At 64.3% G+C, this 15,039-nt stretch carries 18 protein-coding genes; 6 read left to right on the top strand and 12 right to left on the bottom strand.

Translation table 11 applies throughout. From position 1 onward, the window contains the following. Nucleotides 1–57: 57 nt before the first annotated feature. The 5 genes from BFD71_RS06640 to BFD71_RS06620 all read left to right on the top strand — a co-directional run bounded on the left by BFD71_RS06640 (nucleotide 58) and on the right by BFD71_RS06620 (nucleotide 3,928). Nucleotides 58–606 (top strand): iron transporter, encoded by a 549-nt coding sequence (locus BFD71_RS06640; RefSeq protein ID WP_069262516.1) that lies wholly within the window; start codon nucleotides 58–60, stop codon nucleotides 604–606. A 91-nt stretch (nucleotides 607–697) separates the two neighbouring features. Then, nucleotides 698–1,042, top strand: a complete 345-nt coding sequence (locus BFD71_RS06635) for a cupredoxin domain-containing protein (RefSeq protein WP_141710608.1) — start codon at nucleotides 698–700, stop codon at nucleotides 1,040–1,042. A 66-nt stretch (nucleotides 1,043–1,108) separates the two neighbouring features. Then, nucleotides 1,109–1,954, top strand: a complete 846-nt coding sequence (locus tag BFD71_RS06630) for an FTR1 family iron permease (protein ID WP_069262514.1) — start codon at nucleotides 1,109–1,111, stop codon at nucleotides 1,952–1,954. Then, complete coding sequence (locus BFD71_RS06625; RefSeq protein ID WP_069262513.1) at nucleotides 1,951–3,378, top strand: 4Fe-4S binding protein; 1,428 nt, start codon at nucleotides 1,951–1,953, stop codon at nucleotides 3,376–3,378. The genes BFD71_RS06630 and BFD71_RS06625 overlap by 4 nt, the downstream gene beginning before the upstream one ends. 142 nt (nucleotides 3,379–3,520) lie before the next feature. Continuing rightward, nucleotides 3,521–3,928: a GlcG/HbpS family heme-binding protein gene (locus tag BFD71_RS06620; RefSeq protein ID WP_069262512.1), complete on the top strand. Its 408-nt coding sequence runs from the start codon at nucleotides 3,521–3,523 to the stop codon at nucleotides 3,926–3,928. Between the two features lie 276 nt (nucleotides 3,929–4,204). Here the strand turns inward: BFD71_RS06620 and hemP are convergent, their stop codons facing one another. The 4 genes from hemP to BFD71_RS06600 all read right to left on the bottom strand — a co-directional run bounded on the left by hemP (nucleotide 4,205) and on the right by BFD71_RS06600 (nucleotide 6,566). Further along, the gene (gene hemP / locus BFD71_RS06615) at nucleotides 4,205–4,465 is read right to left on the bottom strand and encodes a hemin uptake protein HemP (RefSeq protein ID WP_069262511.1); all 261 of its coding nucleotides are present in this window, start codon (nucleotides 4,463–4,465) and stop codon (nucleotides 4,205–4,207) included. A gap of 169 nt (nucleotides 4,466–4,634) precedes the next feature. Next, a complete protein-coding gene (locus BFD71_RS06610; RefSeq protein ID WP_069262922.1) occupies nucleotides 4,635–5,111 on the bottom strand; it encodes an SRPBCC family protein in 477 nt (158 codons plus the stop codon). 38 nt (nucleotides 5,112–5,149) lie between these two features. After that, on the bottom strand, nucleotides 5,150–5,548 hold the full coding sequence (locus BFD71_RS06605) for an OsmC family protein (RefSeq protein ID WP_069262510.1): 399 nt from the start codon (nucleotides 5,546–5,548) through the stop codon (nucleotides 5,150–5,152). 136 nt (nucleotides 5,549–5,684) lie between these two features. After that, complete coding sequence (locus BFD71_RS06600; protein ID WP_069262509.1) at nucleotides 5,685–6,566, bottom strand: pirin family protein; 882 nt, start codon at nucleotides 6,564–6,566, stop codon at nucleotides 5,685–5,687. 121 nt (nucleotides 6,567–6,687) lie between these two features. On the opposite strand from BFD71_RS06600, the gene BFD71_RS06595 reads away from it, so the two are divergent. Further along, a complete protein-coding gene (locus BFD71_RS06595; protein WP_083245110.1) occupies nucleotides 6,688–7,728 on the top strand; it encodes a LysR family transcriptional regulator in 1,041 nt (346 codons plus the stop codon). A gap of 417 nt (nucleotides 7,729–8,145) precedes the next feature. Here the strand turns inward: BFD71_RS06595 and BFD71_RS06590 are convergent, their stop codons facing one another. The 8 genes from BFD71_RS06590 to BFD71_RS06555 form a co-directional block, all read right to left on the bottom strand. Further along, a complete protein-coding gene (locus tag BFD71_RS06590; protein WP_028208423.1) occupies nucleotides 8,146–8,565 on the bottom strand; it encodes an ExbD/TolR family protein in 420 nt (139 codons plus the stop codon). 18 nt (nucleotides 8,566–8,583) lie between these two features. Next, nucleotides 8,584–9,330, bottom strand: a complete 747-nt coding sequence (locus BFD71_RS06585) for a MotA/TolQ/ExbB proton channel family protein (protein ID WP_069262508.1) — start codon at nucleotides 9,328–9,330, stop codon at nucleotides 8,584–8,586. Nucleotides 9,331–9,377: 47 nt separating this feature from the next. After that, a complete protein-coding gene (locus BFD71_RS06580; protein ID WP_069262507.1) occupies nucleotides 9,378–10,124 on the bottom strand; it encodes an energy transducer TonB in 747 nt (248 codons plus the stop codon). A gap of 288 nt (nucleotides 10,125–10,412) precedes the next feature. Continuing rightward, on the bottom strand, nucleotides 10,413–10,667 hold the full coding sequence (locus tag BFD71_RS06575; protein WP_069262506.1) for a (2Fe-2S)-binding protein: 255 nt from the start codon (nucleotides 10,665–10,667) through the stop codon (nucleotides 10,413–10,415). A 366-nt stretch (nucleotides 10,668–11,033) separates the two neighbouring features. Next, nucleotides 11,034–11,894 (bottom strand): glutamate racemase, encoded by an 861-nt coding sequence (murI, locus tag BFD71_RS06570; protein ID WP_256094518.1) that lies wholly within the window; start codon nucleotides 11,892–11,894, stop codon nucleotides 11,034–11,036. Between the two features lie 70 nt (nucleotides 11,895–11,964). Then, nucleotides 11,965–12,444, bottom strand: a complete 480-nt coding sequence (gene bfr / locus BFD71_RS06565) for a bacterioferritin (RefSeq protein ID WP_069262505.1) — start codon at nucleotides 12,442–12,444, stop codon at nucleotides 11,965–11,967. A gap of 201 nt (nucleotides 12,445–12,645) precedes the next feature. Beyond that, complete coding sequence (locus BFD71_RS06560; RefSeq protein ID WP_069262504.1) at nucleotides 12,646–14,169, bottom strand: fumarate hydratase; 1,524 nt, start codon at nucleotides 14,167–14,169, stop codon at nucleotides 12,646–12,648. 53 nt (nucleotides 14,170–14,222) lie between these two features. Further along, a complete protein-coding gene (locus BFD71_RS06555) occupies nucleotides 14,223–14,867 on the bottom strand; it encodes a TIGR00645 family protein (RefSeq protein ID WP_069262503.1) in 645 nt (214 codons plus the stop codon). Nucleotides 14,868–15,039 lie beyond the last annotated feature (172 nt).

The raw sequence follows: 15,039 nt of genomic DNA, 5'->3' as shown, positions 1-15,039 counted from the left end.
ATGTGCATGCGGCAGGCTCAGTGGGAAGTCACCCTCATATAAAAACCAGGAGTTTCGATGCGGATTCACACTCTCGTGCGCGGCACTGCCGTCATTGCGGCCGCCACGGCGGCATTTGCCGCCAACGCAGCTGAATACCCGATCGGCAAGCAGGCCATCCAGGGCGGCATGGAGATCGGCGCGGTCTATCTGCAGCCGATCACGATGGAGCCCGAAGGCATGATGCGCAAGGCATCGGATTCCGATATTCACCTCGAATCGGATATCCACGCGGTCAAGAACAACCCGACCGGTTTCGCCGAAGGCGACTGGATGCCGTATCTGCAGGTTCACTACGAACTGACGAAGCCGGGGTCGAGCTATGCGCAAAAGGGCGACCTGATGCCGATGGTCGCGAACGACGGCCCGCACTATGGCGACAACGTGAAGCTGGCCGGTCCCGGCAAGTACCACCTCAAGCTGATCGTGGACGCGCCGATGCAGACGGGCCACATGGCGTTCGGCCGTCACGTCGACAAGGAAACGGGCGTGGGCCCGTGGTTCAAGCCCATCACGCTGGAATACGATTTCCCGTTCGCGGGCATCGGCAAGAAGGGCGGCTACTAAGCCGTCGCGAAGCAGCTCGGGCGGCGGCGCGCATCGCGTGCAGCGCCGCCGCATGAATGGCAGCAAGGAGCAGGTAAAACCAATGACTGGAATGCGGAAGTTTGCGGCGCTCGCACTCAGCGCGTCGTTTGCGGTGTCGCTGGCGGGCGTGGCCACGACGGCGCACGCCGAAGATCTGCCCACGTTCAAGCTCGAAATGGCCGACGGCAAGCTCAACCCCGCGCGCATCGAAGTGCCGGCGGGCAAGCGCATCAAGATCGAGGTGCGCAATACGGGCAAGGGCGCAGCGGAGTTCGAGAGCGTTCAGCTGCGCAAGGAAAAAGTCCTGGCGCCGGGCGCGGACTCCTTCGTCGTGATCGCGCCGCTCGATCCGGGCGAGTACAAGTTTTTCGACGATTTCCATCAGCAGGCGCAGGGCGTGATCGTCGCCAAATGAGCGTCGCCAAATGGGCATTGAGAAGTCAGGCCGCCGGCGCGTATCGCCGGTAGCGGGAGGTGTTGAATGGGTCAGGTGATGTTCATCGTATGGCGGGAGAGCGTCGAGGCGCTGCTCGTCGTCGGGATTCTTTATGCGTGGCTGAAAAACGGCGACGCGGATGCGCGGCGCGGCGTGCCGTACCTGTGGGGCGGCGTGGCGCTCGGCATTCTTGCCGCCATCGGCCTCGGCGCGGCGCTGGTCGGCTTTACCGAAGTGCTGTCGGGTGATGCGCAGGACTACTTCCAGACCGGCATGGTGCTGGTGGCGTGCGTGCTGATCGTGCAAATGGTGCTGTGGATGAAGCAGCACGGCCGCACGCTCAAACGCGAGATGGAAGAGTCGCTGGAAAAGAGCACGCAGGACGCGAACTGGTGGGGCATAACGATTCTCGTCACGCTTGCCATCGCGCGTGAGGGCAGCGAGACGGTGATCTTTCTCTACGGCCTCGGCTTCGGCCAGTCGGGCCATGTGGACGCGAGTCAGTACCTCGCGGTGCTGATCGGCCTCGCGCTCGCGTTCCTCACGTTCTATCTCCTGCAGCTGGGCGGCAAGATCTTCTCGTGGCGGCACTTCTTCCGCATCACCGAGATCATGCTGCTGTTCCTCGGCGCGGGCCTGTTCCAGACCGGCGTGGACAAGCTGATCGACAAGGAAATCCTGCCGACCATCGTCGACCAGGTGTGGAACTCCTCGGCGATCCTCGACGACTCGAGCACCTTCGGCTCGCTCGTCGCGACGCTTACGGGCTACCGCGCGCATCCGGCGCTCATGAACCTGATCGCCTATGCCGTGTACTGGCTCGTGGTGTGGTTCCTCGTGCGGCGCGCCACTGGCCGCGCGGGTGCGGTTGCGAAGAGGAAGGCAGCATGAGTTGTGCATCCGCTCGCCCGACGCAGGCAACGGGTCGACCAGGCAAGCTCGCCCAGGCGGGCCAGTGGATGCAACGTAACGGCGCGGCGATCCGCGCCGTGCAGTGGGTCGTGGTCGCTGTCTACGCATTCCTGATTCTCGTGCCGGCGGCGATGCCGCTGCCCGGCGACACGGCGCACCTGTGGAACAACTTCACGCTCGCAGCGCAGTTCGTGTTCTGGGGCATCTGGTGGCCGTTCGTGCTGCTCTCGATGGTGATGCTCGGCCGCGTGTGGTGCGGCGTGCTGTGCCCCGAAGGCGCGCTCACCGAGTTCGCGAGCAAGTTCGGCCGCGGCCGCGCCATCCCGCACTGGATGCGCTGGGGCGGCTGGCCTTTCGTGGCCTTCGGTCTCACCACGATCTACGGACAGATGGTGAGCGTCTACCAGTACCCCAAGGCGGTGTTGCTGGTGCTGGGCGGATCGACGCTCGGCGCGATGGTGATCGGCTTTCTGTACGGGCGCGAAAAGCGCGTGTGGTGCAAGTATCTCTGCCCCGTGAACGGGGTTTTCGCGCTTCTGGCGCGTCTCGCGCCGTTTCGCTACAAGGTCGACGAAGACGCCTGGCGCAACTCCTACACGCACGGCGAGCACGGCGGGCATCGCGTGATTCCCGTGAACTGCGCGCCGCTCGTGCCGCTGCGCAACATGAAGGGCGCAGCGCAGTGCCACATGTGTGGCCGCTGCAGCGGCCACCGCGACGCCATCGCGCTCTCGTGGCGATCGCCGGCGCAAGAGGTGGTCGAACTCGGCGACAGCCAGGCCAGCGGGTGGGACACGGCGCTGATTCTCTACGGCCTGCTCGGCGTGGCGATCGGCGCGTTCCACTGGACCGGCTCGCCGTGGTTCATCGGCGTCAAGCAGTGGCTCGCGGGCTGGCTCATCGACCGCGACATCACCTGGCCGCTCGATACCAACGCGCCGTGGTTCCTGCTCACGCATTACCCCGCGCAGAACGACGTCTTCTCGTGGCTCGACGGCGCGATGATCGTCGCTTATATCGTTGCGACGGGGCTCGTCTATGGCACCGTGCTGCTCGCGATCCTCGCGGGCTCGACTGCCGTGCTCGGGCGTTTCGAGATGCGCCGTCTGCATCACTTCGCACAGTCGCTGATCCCGCTGGCGGGGGCCGGCGTGTTCCTCGGCCTGTCCGCCACGACGCTCTCGCTGCTGCGCGCGGAGCACGTGCCGCTCGACTGGGCCGCCGAGGTGCGCATTGCGATTCTGATCATCACGAACCTCTGGAGCGCGTGGCTCGCGTGGCGCGTGACAGGGCGCTACAGTTCGCGGTTCTGGCAGCGCGCGCTCGCGCTCGCGGGCTTTGCGCTGGCGCTCGCCGTGGTGGACAGCGCCTGGTGGCTCATGTTCTGGGGCTGGGTGCGCTGAGCCTGTTTCGACGCTTCTTCATCTGCCGCTGATATAGGCGACATACGAAGGATCAGCGCGTCGCGGCACAAGTCTGGGTGTTACTCTCAAAACCGGGTTGGCGATTTCGCCAAATCCGGTTTTTGACTTTTCGGAGAGACGCATGCGAACGCGAGCAGTACTGACCGATGAAGACGTGATCCGGGTAGCCGAGGCAGCCGTCGCGCACGCCCGTTCGAATGAATGGCACGTGACGATCGCCATCGTCGACGATGGCGGCCATCTGCTGCATTTGCGCCGCCTCGACGGCGCAGCGCCCATCAGCGCGGAGATCGCCGTGGCCAAGGCGCGCACCGCGTCGCTGGGCCGCCGCGAGAGCAAGGTGTACGAGGACGTGATCAAGCAGGGCCGCACGGCGTTCCTGAGTGCGCCGCTCACGGGCATGCTGGAAGGCGGCGTACCCGTGAGCGTGAACGGCGATGTGATTGGCGCGGTCGGGGTCTCGGGCGTGAAGTCCGACCAGGACGCCGCCATCGCGCGCGCGGGCATCGCGGCGCTGGAGGTGGAGTAAGCAATCCTTTGCCGCGCCGGGCGGCGCCGGAAAAAACAAAAGCCGCGGACGGATGCCGCGGCGTTTGTCCCGGGCGGCTCACGCTTCGCGCGCCGCCCCGATCTGGTATGAGAACAAAAAAATGGCGTGGCTTGCTTCGACGGCTGGCTTGAAGCTTGAAGGATGTCTGCACGAAGGGGTCTAGATCTCGCGTGCAAGCCGTCGTTGCTGGCTAATGCCCCAACGCCTCTCGGTGGAGGCGGTCCCCACAATACCCGGTTGAAAACTGCGTAAAGCCTATTTCGTCAGGATCAGCTTGCCGAGCCGGGTGGCCCGCAGCTGATACGTTTCGCCGTTGTGCATGATGCTCACGTGGCTGCGGCCTTGCAGCAGCGCCGCGCTATCCAGTTTCCTCTCGTCGCTTGCCGCGGCGGCCGCCGGTTCGGCGCCCTTGCGCGGCTGGGGCTGTGTGACGGCAGGCCTGGGTCGCGCGCTGGTCAATGCCGAGCTGCCGTTGCGGCGCAAGCTAAGCGTGGAGGTGCGGTTCAGTTCGGTCATGAACGTGACGTCTTTGTCTCGATTCGATGGATGAATTCTAAATGATAATAGTTCGTATTTGCAACTACGAGATATTCATCGAAATCGAATGCCGATAGCCTGAGCCGAAGCGCGCTGAATCGGCGCTTGCCGCGCCGCGCAGGGCGATAGGGCAAGCGCACGGGGGGCGTCAGTGCAGCGCGCTGCCGTCGCCCTGCACGAACTGGCGGATGAGACGCACGGTGTCGATGTCCGACTCGCGATAGGCCGACTTCACGATCTCGGAGGTCTGCCGGTCGTCCTCGGTATCGGCGGTCGGCAGCGTCGTGCGGTACTCGAAGCGCAGAAAGAGCTGTAGCGGATCGGGCTGCTCGATCGTCATCGTGAGCGAGCCGCCCACGTACTCGGCGGTTGCCATGATGTCGTAGCGCACGCTCTCGTTGGGCGTGAGCGTGACGCGATCGCGTACCGTGGCGTGGCCATAGTGCAACTCGCGCTCCATCGTGCTCTCGGTGCGCGAGAGGATCGTGCAGCTGTCGAGCCCGATCACGAAGAGCTGCGGCTGCTCGGCGCGCAGCACGAGCCCTTCCCAGAGCTGCTCGCGCGTCATGGCCTCGACGAGCGGGTTCAGCGGATCGTTGATCTGGATGAGGTGTTCGAAATTCAAGGCGTCGCCTTCCTGTGTCTGTGTCCGCGCGCCGTCGCTCAAGCGACGGCGAGACCCGTGCGGATCGTGATCGTATTCGTGAGGACCTTGTGGACCGGGCAGGCGTTGGCGATCTGCAGCAGGCGCTCGCGCTGCTCGTCGGTGAGCGCGCCTTCGAGCACGATCTGGCGATCGATCTTCGTGCCTTCGCTGCCGGTTTCCATCGCGAGCTTCACACGTACGCCTTCGAGCGGCCACTCCTTGCGCTGCGCGTACATCTTCAGCGTGATGGAGGTGCAGGCGCCAAGGCTCGAGAGCAAGAGCGAGAAGGGCGACGGTCCGCGGTCGCCGCCGCCGAGCGAGGCGGGTTCGTCGGCGATCCAGGTGTGGGTGCCGTCGTCGAACTGGACCTGGTAGTTCGTCGAGCCAATGTGTGCGGTGACTGCGGGTTCGGCCATGCGCTCCTCGCGGGCGGGACGGTTAAAGAGGGACGGGCGCGCAACCTGCGATGCGCGCCCCAGAAACCTTATTGTGACGGAAACCGGGCCGCCCTGTAGCGATGCTTCGGAAGCCCCGTCCCCGCGCAACCCGGTTTCAGTGAGCGATGCGCCCCATGCGCCCGGCCTGATAGTCGAGCACGGCCTGGCGGATCTCCTGCTCCGTGTTCATCACGAACGGGCCGTAGCGCACGACCGGCTCGTTCAGCGGCACGCCGCCGATCAACAGAACGCTGAGCGGCGCGCTCGCGTCGGCCGGGGCGGCGAGCGTGACGGTGTCGCCGTCGCTCGCGAAGGTCACCATCTGCTGGGCATCGATCGCTTGCGCATCGGGCCCGTACAGACCCGTGCCAGAAAGACCGTACGCAAACACGCGATAGTCGCTCGGCACCGGCTGCTCCACGCGCGCGCCGGGCGCGAGCGTGAAGTGCTGGTAGAGGATGGGTGTGCGCGTTTCGATCGCGGCCTTCACGCCCAGCGCTTCGCCGGCGATGACTTTCACCGAGACCTTGCCGTCCTTCGAGCGGCCCACCGGAATCTGCTCCGTGGGCAGCTCCTGGTAGCGCGGCGCCATCATCTTGTCGCGCGCGGGCAGATTCACCCACAGCTGCAGGCCATGCATGCGGCCGCCCGTACGCGTGAATTCGGGGTCGGGCATCTCGCTGTGGATCACGCCTGCGCCGGCCGTCATCCATTGCACGTCGCCGGGGCGCAGCGTGCCCGAATGGCCCGCCGAGTCCTTGTGGCCGAAGCGGCCTTCGACCATATAGGTGACGGTCTCGAAGCCGCGGTGCGGATGGTCGGGCGCGCCCTTGGCCTCGCCGGGCGCGTAATCGACGGGGCCCATTTCGTCGAGCAGCAGGAACGGATCGAAGTCCATCAGCTGGCGGGTCGGAAACGGCCGATGGACGATGAATCCGCCACCCTCGGTGGTGCGAACCGCGGGATACACGCGTTCGATCGTACGGGTCATGGTCATGGATATCACCTCGAATTGTGGGAATTGCGTTATATGCGAAACAAACCGCTATTATAGGTAGCCAATTTGGCCTGTTTTATGGCCTCATCGCAATGGATTGTCCCATCGCTGGAACGACGACATGAAAATCGATTCGCATAATCTCAACGACCTGATGTACTTTTCGCAGGTGATCGAGCATGGCGGCTTTTCCGCTGCCGAACGCGTGCTCGGCATCTCGAAGTCGCGTCTGTCGAGGCGGGTGAGCGAACTCGAGGCCTCGCTCGGCGTGCGCCTGCTGCAGCGCTCCACGCGCAAGCTCGCGCTCACCGAAGCGGGCGAACTCTTCTACCAGCATTGCCGCTCGATGCTCGCCGAAGCGCAGGCCGCGGTGAACGTCGTTCAGTCGCTGCGGTCGTCGCCGCGCGGCACGGTGCGCGTGAGCGTGCCCGTCACGCTTTCGCAAACGATCTTTTCGCAGGTCATTCCGGAATTCATGCATCGCTACCCCGAGGTGCGGGTAGTGATGCGCGTGACGAACCGCGTGATCGACCTGTTCGAAGACTCCGTGGATATTGCGCTGCGCGTGCGCTCGGAGCCGCCGCAGAACGCCAATATCGTGGTGCGTCCGCTGTGGCGCACCGAGCAGATGCTGGTGGGCGCGCCGAGCCTGCTCGCGCAGAACGCGCCGCCGCTCACGCCGGAAGACCTCGCGCGCTTCGAAACGCTCGATACGCCCACGGGCGACGGCCGCCACGTGTTTCAGCTCATCGCACCCGATGGCACGCGCCACTCGCACGAACACGAGCCGCGCCTCATCACCGCGGACCTCACGACGATCCGTGAAGCGGCGCTCGAAGGCCTCGGCATCGCGGCATTGCCGGAGATGATGTACGGTGCCGCGCTGCGCTCGGGCAAGCTTTCACCGGTGATGCCGGGCTGGACGCTGCCGGTGCCGCAGCTCTATGCGGTATTTCTCTCGCGCCAGGGCATGGTTCCGGCCGTGCGTGCCTTCGTCGATTACCTCGTCGAAGTGCTCGATGCCGATAAGGGCTTGCAGCAGGAATGTCCGCTGAAAAGCGACATCGCCGCGCTTTCGCCGAAAGCGCAAGGGCAGAGTGCACCCGCCGGGCAGGTTGGGCTCTCGCGCACAAAGAGCGCGAGCAAGATCGAAACTGCATGAAGCTTTGCGAACGTGCAGGCACGTGCGCTTGTATGAAACTTGAGTTTTCACGCAGTGCATTTGTGCGCAACGTATAGCGCCATTTGTTTTTAGGCATTCAAGCGTGAGCGGCCATCGCTACTTTCAATGGCCTGGCTCTTGAAGGTGCGAAGCGAGAGGAATATATTGAAGTCCTTCTCGCCAAGCACCGGTCTTGAGCGGGAATTGATGGCCGCTATCATAGTGGGCCTTCAGGGCCGAAAGCGCAGTCCGTGTTGCCCACGGCAGTCGCATGTGCCGACGTGAACCGATCGATTGTCGGGGAGTCGCCGCCACCGCCCGAATGCGCCGCGTGCGCACGAAAAAAGGCCTTCATCTGACGATGAAGGCCTTTTACTTTGTACCGCTCAATTTTGCGCGTTGCGTGCAGTGACGCGATCAGTGATGCGCAGGGTCGGTGACGAAGCCGAGCTTCGTGAGGCCGCCGCTTTGCGCGGCAGACATCACTTGGGCCACGCGTTCGTATTGCACCTTGCGGTCCGCGTTCAGATGCAGTTCCGGTTGCGGCGTGGTTTGCGCCGCGGCTGCGATCTTCTGGTTCAGCGCCGCGTCGTCGACCTGCGTGCCGTCCCACAGCACAGTACCGTCCGCTTCGATCGAGATATTGATCTGCGCGGGCTTCGCGTCTTCCTTCTGGCTGCTCGCATGCGGCAGGTCGATCTTCACGGCGTGACGGATCACCGGAATCGTCACCATGAAAACGATCAGGAGAACCAACATGACGTCGACGAGCGGCGTCATGTTGATTTCGTTCATCAGGCCATCGTCGTCGTCGCTGGCAAAGGGGCTCATCGCCATGATGCTTGCCTCCGCTCTTTAGTGGCTGCGCGCAGCGACACGCAGGTTGCTCGTGTTGCCTTCCTTCGCGCCGCCGCGTGCGGTCGAGGTGAGGCGCGCGCCCGTCACGAAGAAGGCATGCAGGCCGTGCGCGAAGCGGTTGAGCTTCGTGACGATCGCCTTGTTGGCGCGGGTGAGGGCGTTGTAGCCGAGCACGGCGGGAATCGCGACAAAGAGGCCGAAGGCGGTCATGATGAGCGCTTCGCCAACGGGACCCGCCACGGCGTCGATCGAGGTTTGACCCGTCGCGCCGATCGTAAGCAGTGCGTGATAGATGCCCCACACCGTGCCGAACAGGCCGACGAACGGCGCCGTGCTGCCGATCGAGGCGAGAATGGCGAGACCGCTTTGCATCTTCGCGACCGACTCGTCCATCGTGTCCTTGAGGCACCGCGTGACCCAGTCCGACACGTCCATGCGGTCGTGCAGATGCGGCTGGGTCTGGTGATGGTGATCGGCGGCTTCCTGGCCCGACAGCGCAAGCGCGAGGAACGGGTTGTCTTCGCGCGAGCCGCTGCCGAGCTTCTTCACGCCGTCGGCGAGATCGTCCGAATGCCAGAACTGCTGCTCGGCGTTCTTCGTGAGGCGTTTCAGGCGCGCGACATTCCAGCCTTTCACGACGATCACGCACCACGACAGCACCGACATGATCAACAGCGCGAGCGCGATGCCGCGTGTCACGAAATCCCCTTGCGCCCAGACGTGGGCGATACCGTAGTTCTGCATTCCTGATCCTCTTTATTCAATTCATGGAAGCGTGTGACTTCAGCCCGTCAATTGTTCAGGCTGAACTCGAATGGTTGCGTGTAGGCCGCGCGGACGGCTTCGCCGTTTTCCAGGTACGGCTTGCACGAGCTTTGGCGCATCGCGTCGAGCGCGGCGTCATCGAGGCGGGTGGAGCCGCTCGACTTCTTCAGCTCGATGTTCTCGATCTTGCCCGTGAGTCCCACGACGAAGTGCACGAATGCCGTGCCGGTTTCGCCGCGCCGGCGCGAGAGCGTCGGATAGTCGGGCTGCACGATGCGGCAGTCGAGGTGCGAGACGTTCTTCGGCGCCGAGAGCGCCATGGTCGGCCTGGCGTCGGTGGCCGCCGCGGCTTGCGGTGCCGGTGCGGGCGGCGTGGGAGCCGGCGGCGTGGGTGCCGTGGGCGTGGGTGCCGTGGGCGCGGCCGATTCGATCGCGTGCTGCGAGGGCGTTTCGGCCACGGGCAGCGGTGTTGGCTTGGGCTTGGGCTGAACTTTCGGCTTCTCGCGCGTCACGTGCGGGACCGGCTTGGGCGGAGGCGGCGTGGGCGTGGACTGAATCGCAGCGGGGGCGGCTACCGGCTCGGGCTTGAGCAGTTCGGCCATCATCGTCTGCGACTGGAGCGCGACGGGCGTCACGGGTTCGCGCTTCATCAGCACGACGGCGATGAGCGCGGCGTGCAGCGCGACCACGATCGCGCTCGCGGTGACGACACGGCGGTTGACGCGAACGGAGGGAGACGGCAGCGTGCCAGTGGTGGTTTGGAAAGCCTGCATGTTTAGCGTGGCTGCCATGCGGACGACGGCGCGCAGGCAAACCTACGCGTCGTGTCGGGCAGCTTTATTTGCGAAAGATCAACAGCGAGATGCACAACGTCGTTACGAATCCGAGCAGCAATTCCATCACGACCTCCTTTGATGGGTACGAGCGGTAGCTGGCTGGTCGGGAGACGGGCTTGCTGTCGGCGGCGATTTGACGTCCGCGGCGCGTGGCGCCTGAGGCGCCGCCGGCTAAACGGGCGGACGGGGCGGGCGCGCATCGGTGGCCGGATGCGCGCCATGGCTTCAGGCAGCCTTGCGCTCGTAAAACGCGAGAGGAACCGCATGGGGGACCACGGCGGGGTGCGCCGGTTGCGTGACCCCGCAGCGGCTCGCACAGACACCGCTTTGCGCCATCACGTCACGAACGGATTCTTCGCACTTGCCGCAGCAGGTCGCGACGCCGAGCTCGAACTGCAGCTCGTCGAAAGAATCCATGCCTTCCTGAATGGAGGCGCGGATCGTCCGGTCGGAGACGGATTTGCAAACGCAGACAATCATGATGGACCGCAATAGAGAGAGTTAATGCGAATTATTATCATTATGTTTGCTGGGTTTGGCAAGCGCGTAGGCGGATTTTTTGTAACAAAACCGGATGCTTAGCAGGGGTTTTGCTTTGCGTCAGGAAAAGGCAAGCCTTTGTAGAGCGCTCGTCAAGGCGTTTGACGGGCCGGCTAGCGGTTAGCCGTTGCGTGACTGTCAGCAGGATTGAGCATTGCCGCGGGAGCCCACCAGGAGACTGCTGGCAGGAGCCAAGCGGAACGAGGCGGGTGAGTTAGATAGGCGGAAACGGGGTTGAAACGCGCTCTTCCGGGCGAGGCGCGAATCGCGAACTTCGTATCACGCGCGGTGTGTGGCGCCGGTGCGTCAGGCGGCGTTCGCTTCCAGTTCCCGCGAGCGGCGCGAGGGGATGACTACGCGCTCGACAGGGGCGTCGAGACCCAGCAGCGCGGCCGCCAGTTCGTGCAGGTGCGCACCGTCGCTCGTCGAGCAGAAGCGAATCTCGTCGCCGCCCGCGCCGGCAGGCTCGCCGCTAGCGCGCAGGCCGTGCTGGTCGAGCACGCGTTCGAGCTGCCGCGCGATGGCGACGCTCGTGTCGACGAGCGTCATCCGTTCCCCGACGATCGAGCGGATCGCCGTGTCGAGAAACGGGTAGTGCGTGCAGCCGAGCACGAGCGTGTCCGCGCCCGCGTCGAGCATGGGCTCGACGTATGCGCGCAGTAGCGCGAGCAAGTCGGCCGAACCGATGTCGCAGCGCTCCACGGCCTCCACGAGGCCATGGCCCGGCTGGCACAGCACGCGCAGGTCGGCTGCGTGGCGCTCCACGAGCGCCTGAAAGCGCGCGCTGCGCAGCGTGACCTGGGTGGCGAGCACACCCGCTACGCGCGATTTCGAAACCAGCGCCGCCGGTTTGATCCCCGGCTCCACCCCGATGAGCGGGATGGAGAGCCGCTCGCGCACGAGCGCGATGGACTGCGCCGTCGCCGTGTTGCAGGCCACCACCAGCGCCTTCGCGCCCTGCGCCACGAGCCATTCGCAGATCGCGAGCGTGCGGTCGGCGATGAAGTCGTCGTCGCGCTGGCCGTAGGGGGCGTAGCGCGAGTCGGCGGCATACACTAGCCGCTCGGCGGGCAGTAGCGCACGCACGGCGCGCAGCACCGACAGGCCGCCGAGGCCAGAGTCGAAGATGCCGATGGGCGCAGCGCTGGATGAGGCCGGAAGGTTCACGGGGATGGGCGCAAAAGGGTTGAGGCGCACCCGCAAGGCGGACGGATGCGCGCGGGCGCGAGGCGCGCGATCAGGATTCTACCGAACCCATGGCCGACTGCTGGTAATTCTGGATGCCGATCTTGCCGATGAGGTCGATCTGCGTTTCGAGCCAGTCGATGTGCTCTTCGGTGTCTTCGAGAATCGTCACGAAAATCTCTCGCGAAACGAAGTCGCGCACCGATTCGCAATAAACAATGGCTTCTTTGCAGGTGGACTGGGAAATCTGTTCGAGCTTCAAATCGCACTCGAGAATTTCCCTGGTTTCTTCGCCAATCAACAACTTATGCAGGTCCTGGAGGTTCGGCAGACCGTCGAGCATGAAAATACGCTCGATGAGCATATCGGCATGTTTCATTTCGCCGATCGATTCGTCATATTCATGCTTGCCGAGTTTCTCGAGGCCCCAGTGCTTGTACATGCGGGCATGCAGGAAATACTGATTGATAGCCGTGAGCTCGTTCTTGAGCTGCGCGTTCAGATATTCGATGACCTTCTTGTCGCCTTGCATAGTCTTTCCTTTCTTTGTGGGGCGGTGACTGGTTTCCAACAATAAACGCTCAATACACAAAAGCCAAGGCCGAATCCACATTGAATTGCGGTGTATATCGGCGATTTACTCAGTGCTGGGAACTAATCTCGGTACGCCTCGCGTGATGCAAAAAAAACCGGGGCGCGCGGCCCCGGTTTTTAAACAGGCATCAGGCAGACATCAAACCGTGGCGACCGGAATCTTGCCGATCTTCGCCTGCCATTCGGCGGGGCCGGTCTTGTGGACCGAGGTGCCCGACGAATCCACGGCGACCGTCACCGGCATGTCCTGGACGTCGAACTCGTAGATGGCTTCCATGCCGAGGTCTTCGAACGCGAGGACCTTCGAGCCGCGGATCGCCTTCGACACGAGGTAAGCCGCGCCGCCCACCGCCATCAGGTAAGCCGCCTTGTGCTTCTTGATCGCCTCGATGGCGACCGGGCCGCGCTCGGCCTTGCCGACCATCGAAATGAGGCCCGTTTGCGAGAGCATCAGCTCCGTGAACTTGTCCATGCGCGTGGCCGTGGTGGGACCTGCCGGCCCGACCACCTCGTCGCGCACCGGATCGACCGGGCCGACGTAGTAAATCACACGGTTCTTGAAGTCCACCGGCAGCTTCTCGCCCTTGGCGAGCATGTCGGCGATGCGCTTGTGCGCCGCGTCGCGGCCCGTGAGCATCTTGCCCGAGAGCAGGAGCGTCTGGCCCGGCTTCCACGAAGCGACTTCTTCCGGCGTGAGCGTGTTGAGGTCGACGCGCTTGCTCGTTTCCGTGTTCGGTTCCCAGTTGACCTTCGGCCATGCGTCGAGCGAGGGCGCTTCGAGCTTTGCCGGGCCCGAGCCGTCGAGCACGAAGTGCGCGTGGCGCGTGGCGGCGCAGTTCGGGATCATCGCGACGGGCTTCGAAGCCGCGTGCGTGGCCGTGGCCATGATCTTGACGTCGAGCACGGTGGCGAGACCGCCCAGACCCTGCGCGCCGATGCCGAGCGCGTTGACCTTCTCGTGCAGTTCCACGCGCAGTTCTTCGATCCAGTCCTTCGGGCCGCGCTTGATGATGTCCTGGATGTCGATGGATTCCATGAGCGATTCCTTCGCCATCAGCATCGCCTTTTCGGCGGTGCCGCCGATGCCGATGCCGAGCATGCCCGGCGGGCACCAGCCCGCGCCCATCGTCGGCACGGTCTTGAGCACCCAGTCGACGATCGAGTCGGAGGGGTTCAGCATCACGAACTTCGACTTGTTCTCCGAGCCGCCGCCCTTGGCTGCGACCTGCACGTCGACCTTGTCGCCCGGCACGATCTCGTAGTGGATCACGGCCGGCGTGTTGTCCTTCGTGTTCTTGCGGCCGCCTTCGGGCGGGCTCACGATCGAGGCGCGCAGCACGTTGTCCGGGTTCAGGTAACCGCGGCGCACGCCTTCGTTGATCATGTCGGTCACGCCCATCGTGGCGCCGTCCCAACGCACGTCCATGCCGACCTTCACGAAGATCGTGACGATGCCGGTGTCCTGACAGATCGGGCGGCGGCCCTCGGCGCACATGCGGCTGTTGGTGAGGATCTGCGCGATCGCGTCCTTCGCGGCCGGGCTCTCTTCGAGTTCGTAGGCGCGGCCGAGCGCCTCGATGTAGTCCTGCGGATGGTAGTAGCTGATGTATTGCAGCGAATCCGCAATGCTCTGGATGAGGTCTTCCTGTTTGATGACGGTCATGGCTAGCTTCTGTGGGGACGGGTGTTTTGAATCATGTCTGCCGTGTGCGCGGTTCAGTCGGACTCGGCGTGCTCGGGAACCGCTCGACGCGCAGCGGCGTGCCCGCCTGGCGCTGGATGGCGCGCGGCGAGCTCCTGATAGTGTTCGGGGTGCGTATGCGTGGTGATGCGGTCGATCCACGCCATCACGAGCGCGGAGGCGAGGAACGCCACGTGGATGATCACCTGCCACATCACCGTATGCGCCGAAGCGGCGTCCGGATTGATGAAGGTCTTGAGCAGGTGGATCGACGAAATGCTGATGAGCGCCATGGCGAGCTTCACCTTGAGCACGCCGGCGTTCACGTGGTCGAGCCATTCGGGCTCGTCGGGATGGCCTTCCAGGTTCAGGCGCGAGACGAAGGTCTCGTAGCCGCCCACGATCACCATGATGAGCAGGTTCGAGATCATCACCACGTCGATCAGGCCGAGCACGGCCAGCATGATGCTCGTTTCGTCGAGCGTGGTGGCGTGGCTCACGAGGTGCCAGACCTCCTTGAGGAACAGCACGCAGTACACGGCTTGCGCGACGATCAGGCCCAGGTAGAGCGGCACCTGCAGCCAGCGGCTCATGAAGATGATGCTGGGCAACGGACGCATGCGGCGACGGGCTTTACCCGGGGCGGCGGCGGAAGGCGGCTGGGGGCGTGCGGCGGACATGGGCAATCACGATGGCGAATTCGGGCGGGGCTGCCTAAGCGGGGCTGCCTAAGCGGGGCTGCTCAAGCGGGGCTGCTCAAGCGGGGCTGCTCAAGCGGGGCCGTCTGGTTAGGGCCAGAAGGCGCGCGCGAGGGGCCGGGCGGGCGCTATTGTACAGCGTCGCAGGAAGGGC

It is taken from the genome of Paraburkholderia nodosa (assembly GCF_001718195.1).
In the GTDB taxonomy this organism is placed as follows: Bacteria; Pseudomonadota; Gammaproteobacteria; order Burkholderiales; family Burkholderiaceae; genus Paraburkholderia; species Paraburkholderia nodosa_A.
This window is presented reverse-complemented; position numbering and strand designations above follow the sequence as displayed.

Excerpts from the sequence above, each read along its gene's own strand:
- BFD71_RS06600 (WP_069262509.1), bottom strand. The coding sequence starts at position 6,566 with ATGACCATGACCCGTACGATCGAACGCGTGTATCCCGCGGTTCGCACC.
- BFD71_RS06580 (WP_069262507.1), bottom strand. The coding sequence starts at position 10,124 with ATGCAGGCTTTCCAAACCACCACTGGCACGCTGCCGTCTCCCTCCGTT.
- BFD71_RS06630 (WP_069262514.1), top strand. The coding sequence starts at position 1,109 with ATGGGTCAGGTGATGTTCATCGTATGGCGGGAGAGCGTCGAGGCGCTG.
- BFD71_RS06625 (WP_069262513.1), top strand. The coding sequence starts at position 1,951 with ATGAGTTGTGCATCCGCTCGCCCGACGCAGGCAACGGGTCGACCAGGC.
- BFD71_RS06560 (WP_069262504.1), bottom strand. The coding sequence starts at position 14,169 with ATGACCGTCATCAAACAGGAAGACCTCATCCAGAGCATTGCGGATTCG.
- BFD71_RS06595 (WP_083245110.1), top strand. The coding sequence starts at position 6,688 with ATGAAAATCGATTCGCATAATCTCAACGACCTGATGTACTTTTCGCAG.
- BFD71_RS06585 (WP_069262508.1), bottom strand. The coding sequence starts at position 9,330 with ATGCAGAACTACGGTATCGCCCACGTCTGGGCGCAAGGGGATTTCGTG.
- BFD71_RS06620 (WP_069262512.1), top strand. The coding sequence starts at position 3,521 with ATGCGAACGCGAGCAGTACTGACCGATGAAGACGTGATCCGGGTAGCC.
- BFD71_RS06575 (WP_069262506.1), bottom strand. The coding sequence starts at position 10,667 with ATGATTGTCTGCGTTTGCAAATCCGTCTCCGACCGGACGATCCGCGCC.
- BFD71_RS06635 (WP_141710608.1), top strand. The coding sequence starts at position 698 with ATGCGGAAGTTTGCGGCGCTCGCACTCAGCGCGTCGTTTGCGGTGTCG.
- BFD71_RS06555 (WP_069262503.1), bottom strand. The coding sequence starts at position 14,867 with ATGTCCGCCGCACGCCCCCAGCCGCCTTCCGCCGCCGCCCCGGGTAAA.
- BFD71_RS06590 (WP_028208423.1), bottom strand. The coding sequence starts at position 8,565 with ATGGCGATGAGCCCCTTTGCCAGCGACGACGACGATGGCCTGATGAAC.
- BFD71_RS06640 (WP_069262516.1), top strand. The coding sequence starts at position 58 with ATGCGGATTCACACTCTCGTGCGCGGCACTGCCGTCATTGCGGCCGCC.
- BFD71_RS06605 (WP_069262510.1), bottom strand. The coding sequence starts at position 5,548 with ATGGCCGAACCCGCAGTCACCGCACACATTGGCTCGACGAACTACCAG.
- hemP (WP_069262511.1), bottom strand. The coding sequence starts at position 4,465 with ATGACCGAACTGAACCGCACCTCCACGCTTAGCTTGCGCCGCAACGGC.
- bfr (WP_069262505.1), bottom strand. The coding sequence starts at position 12,444 with ATGCAAGGCGACAAGAAGGTCATCGAATATCTGAACGCGCAGCTCAAG.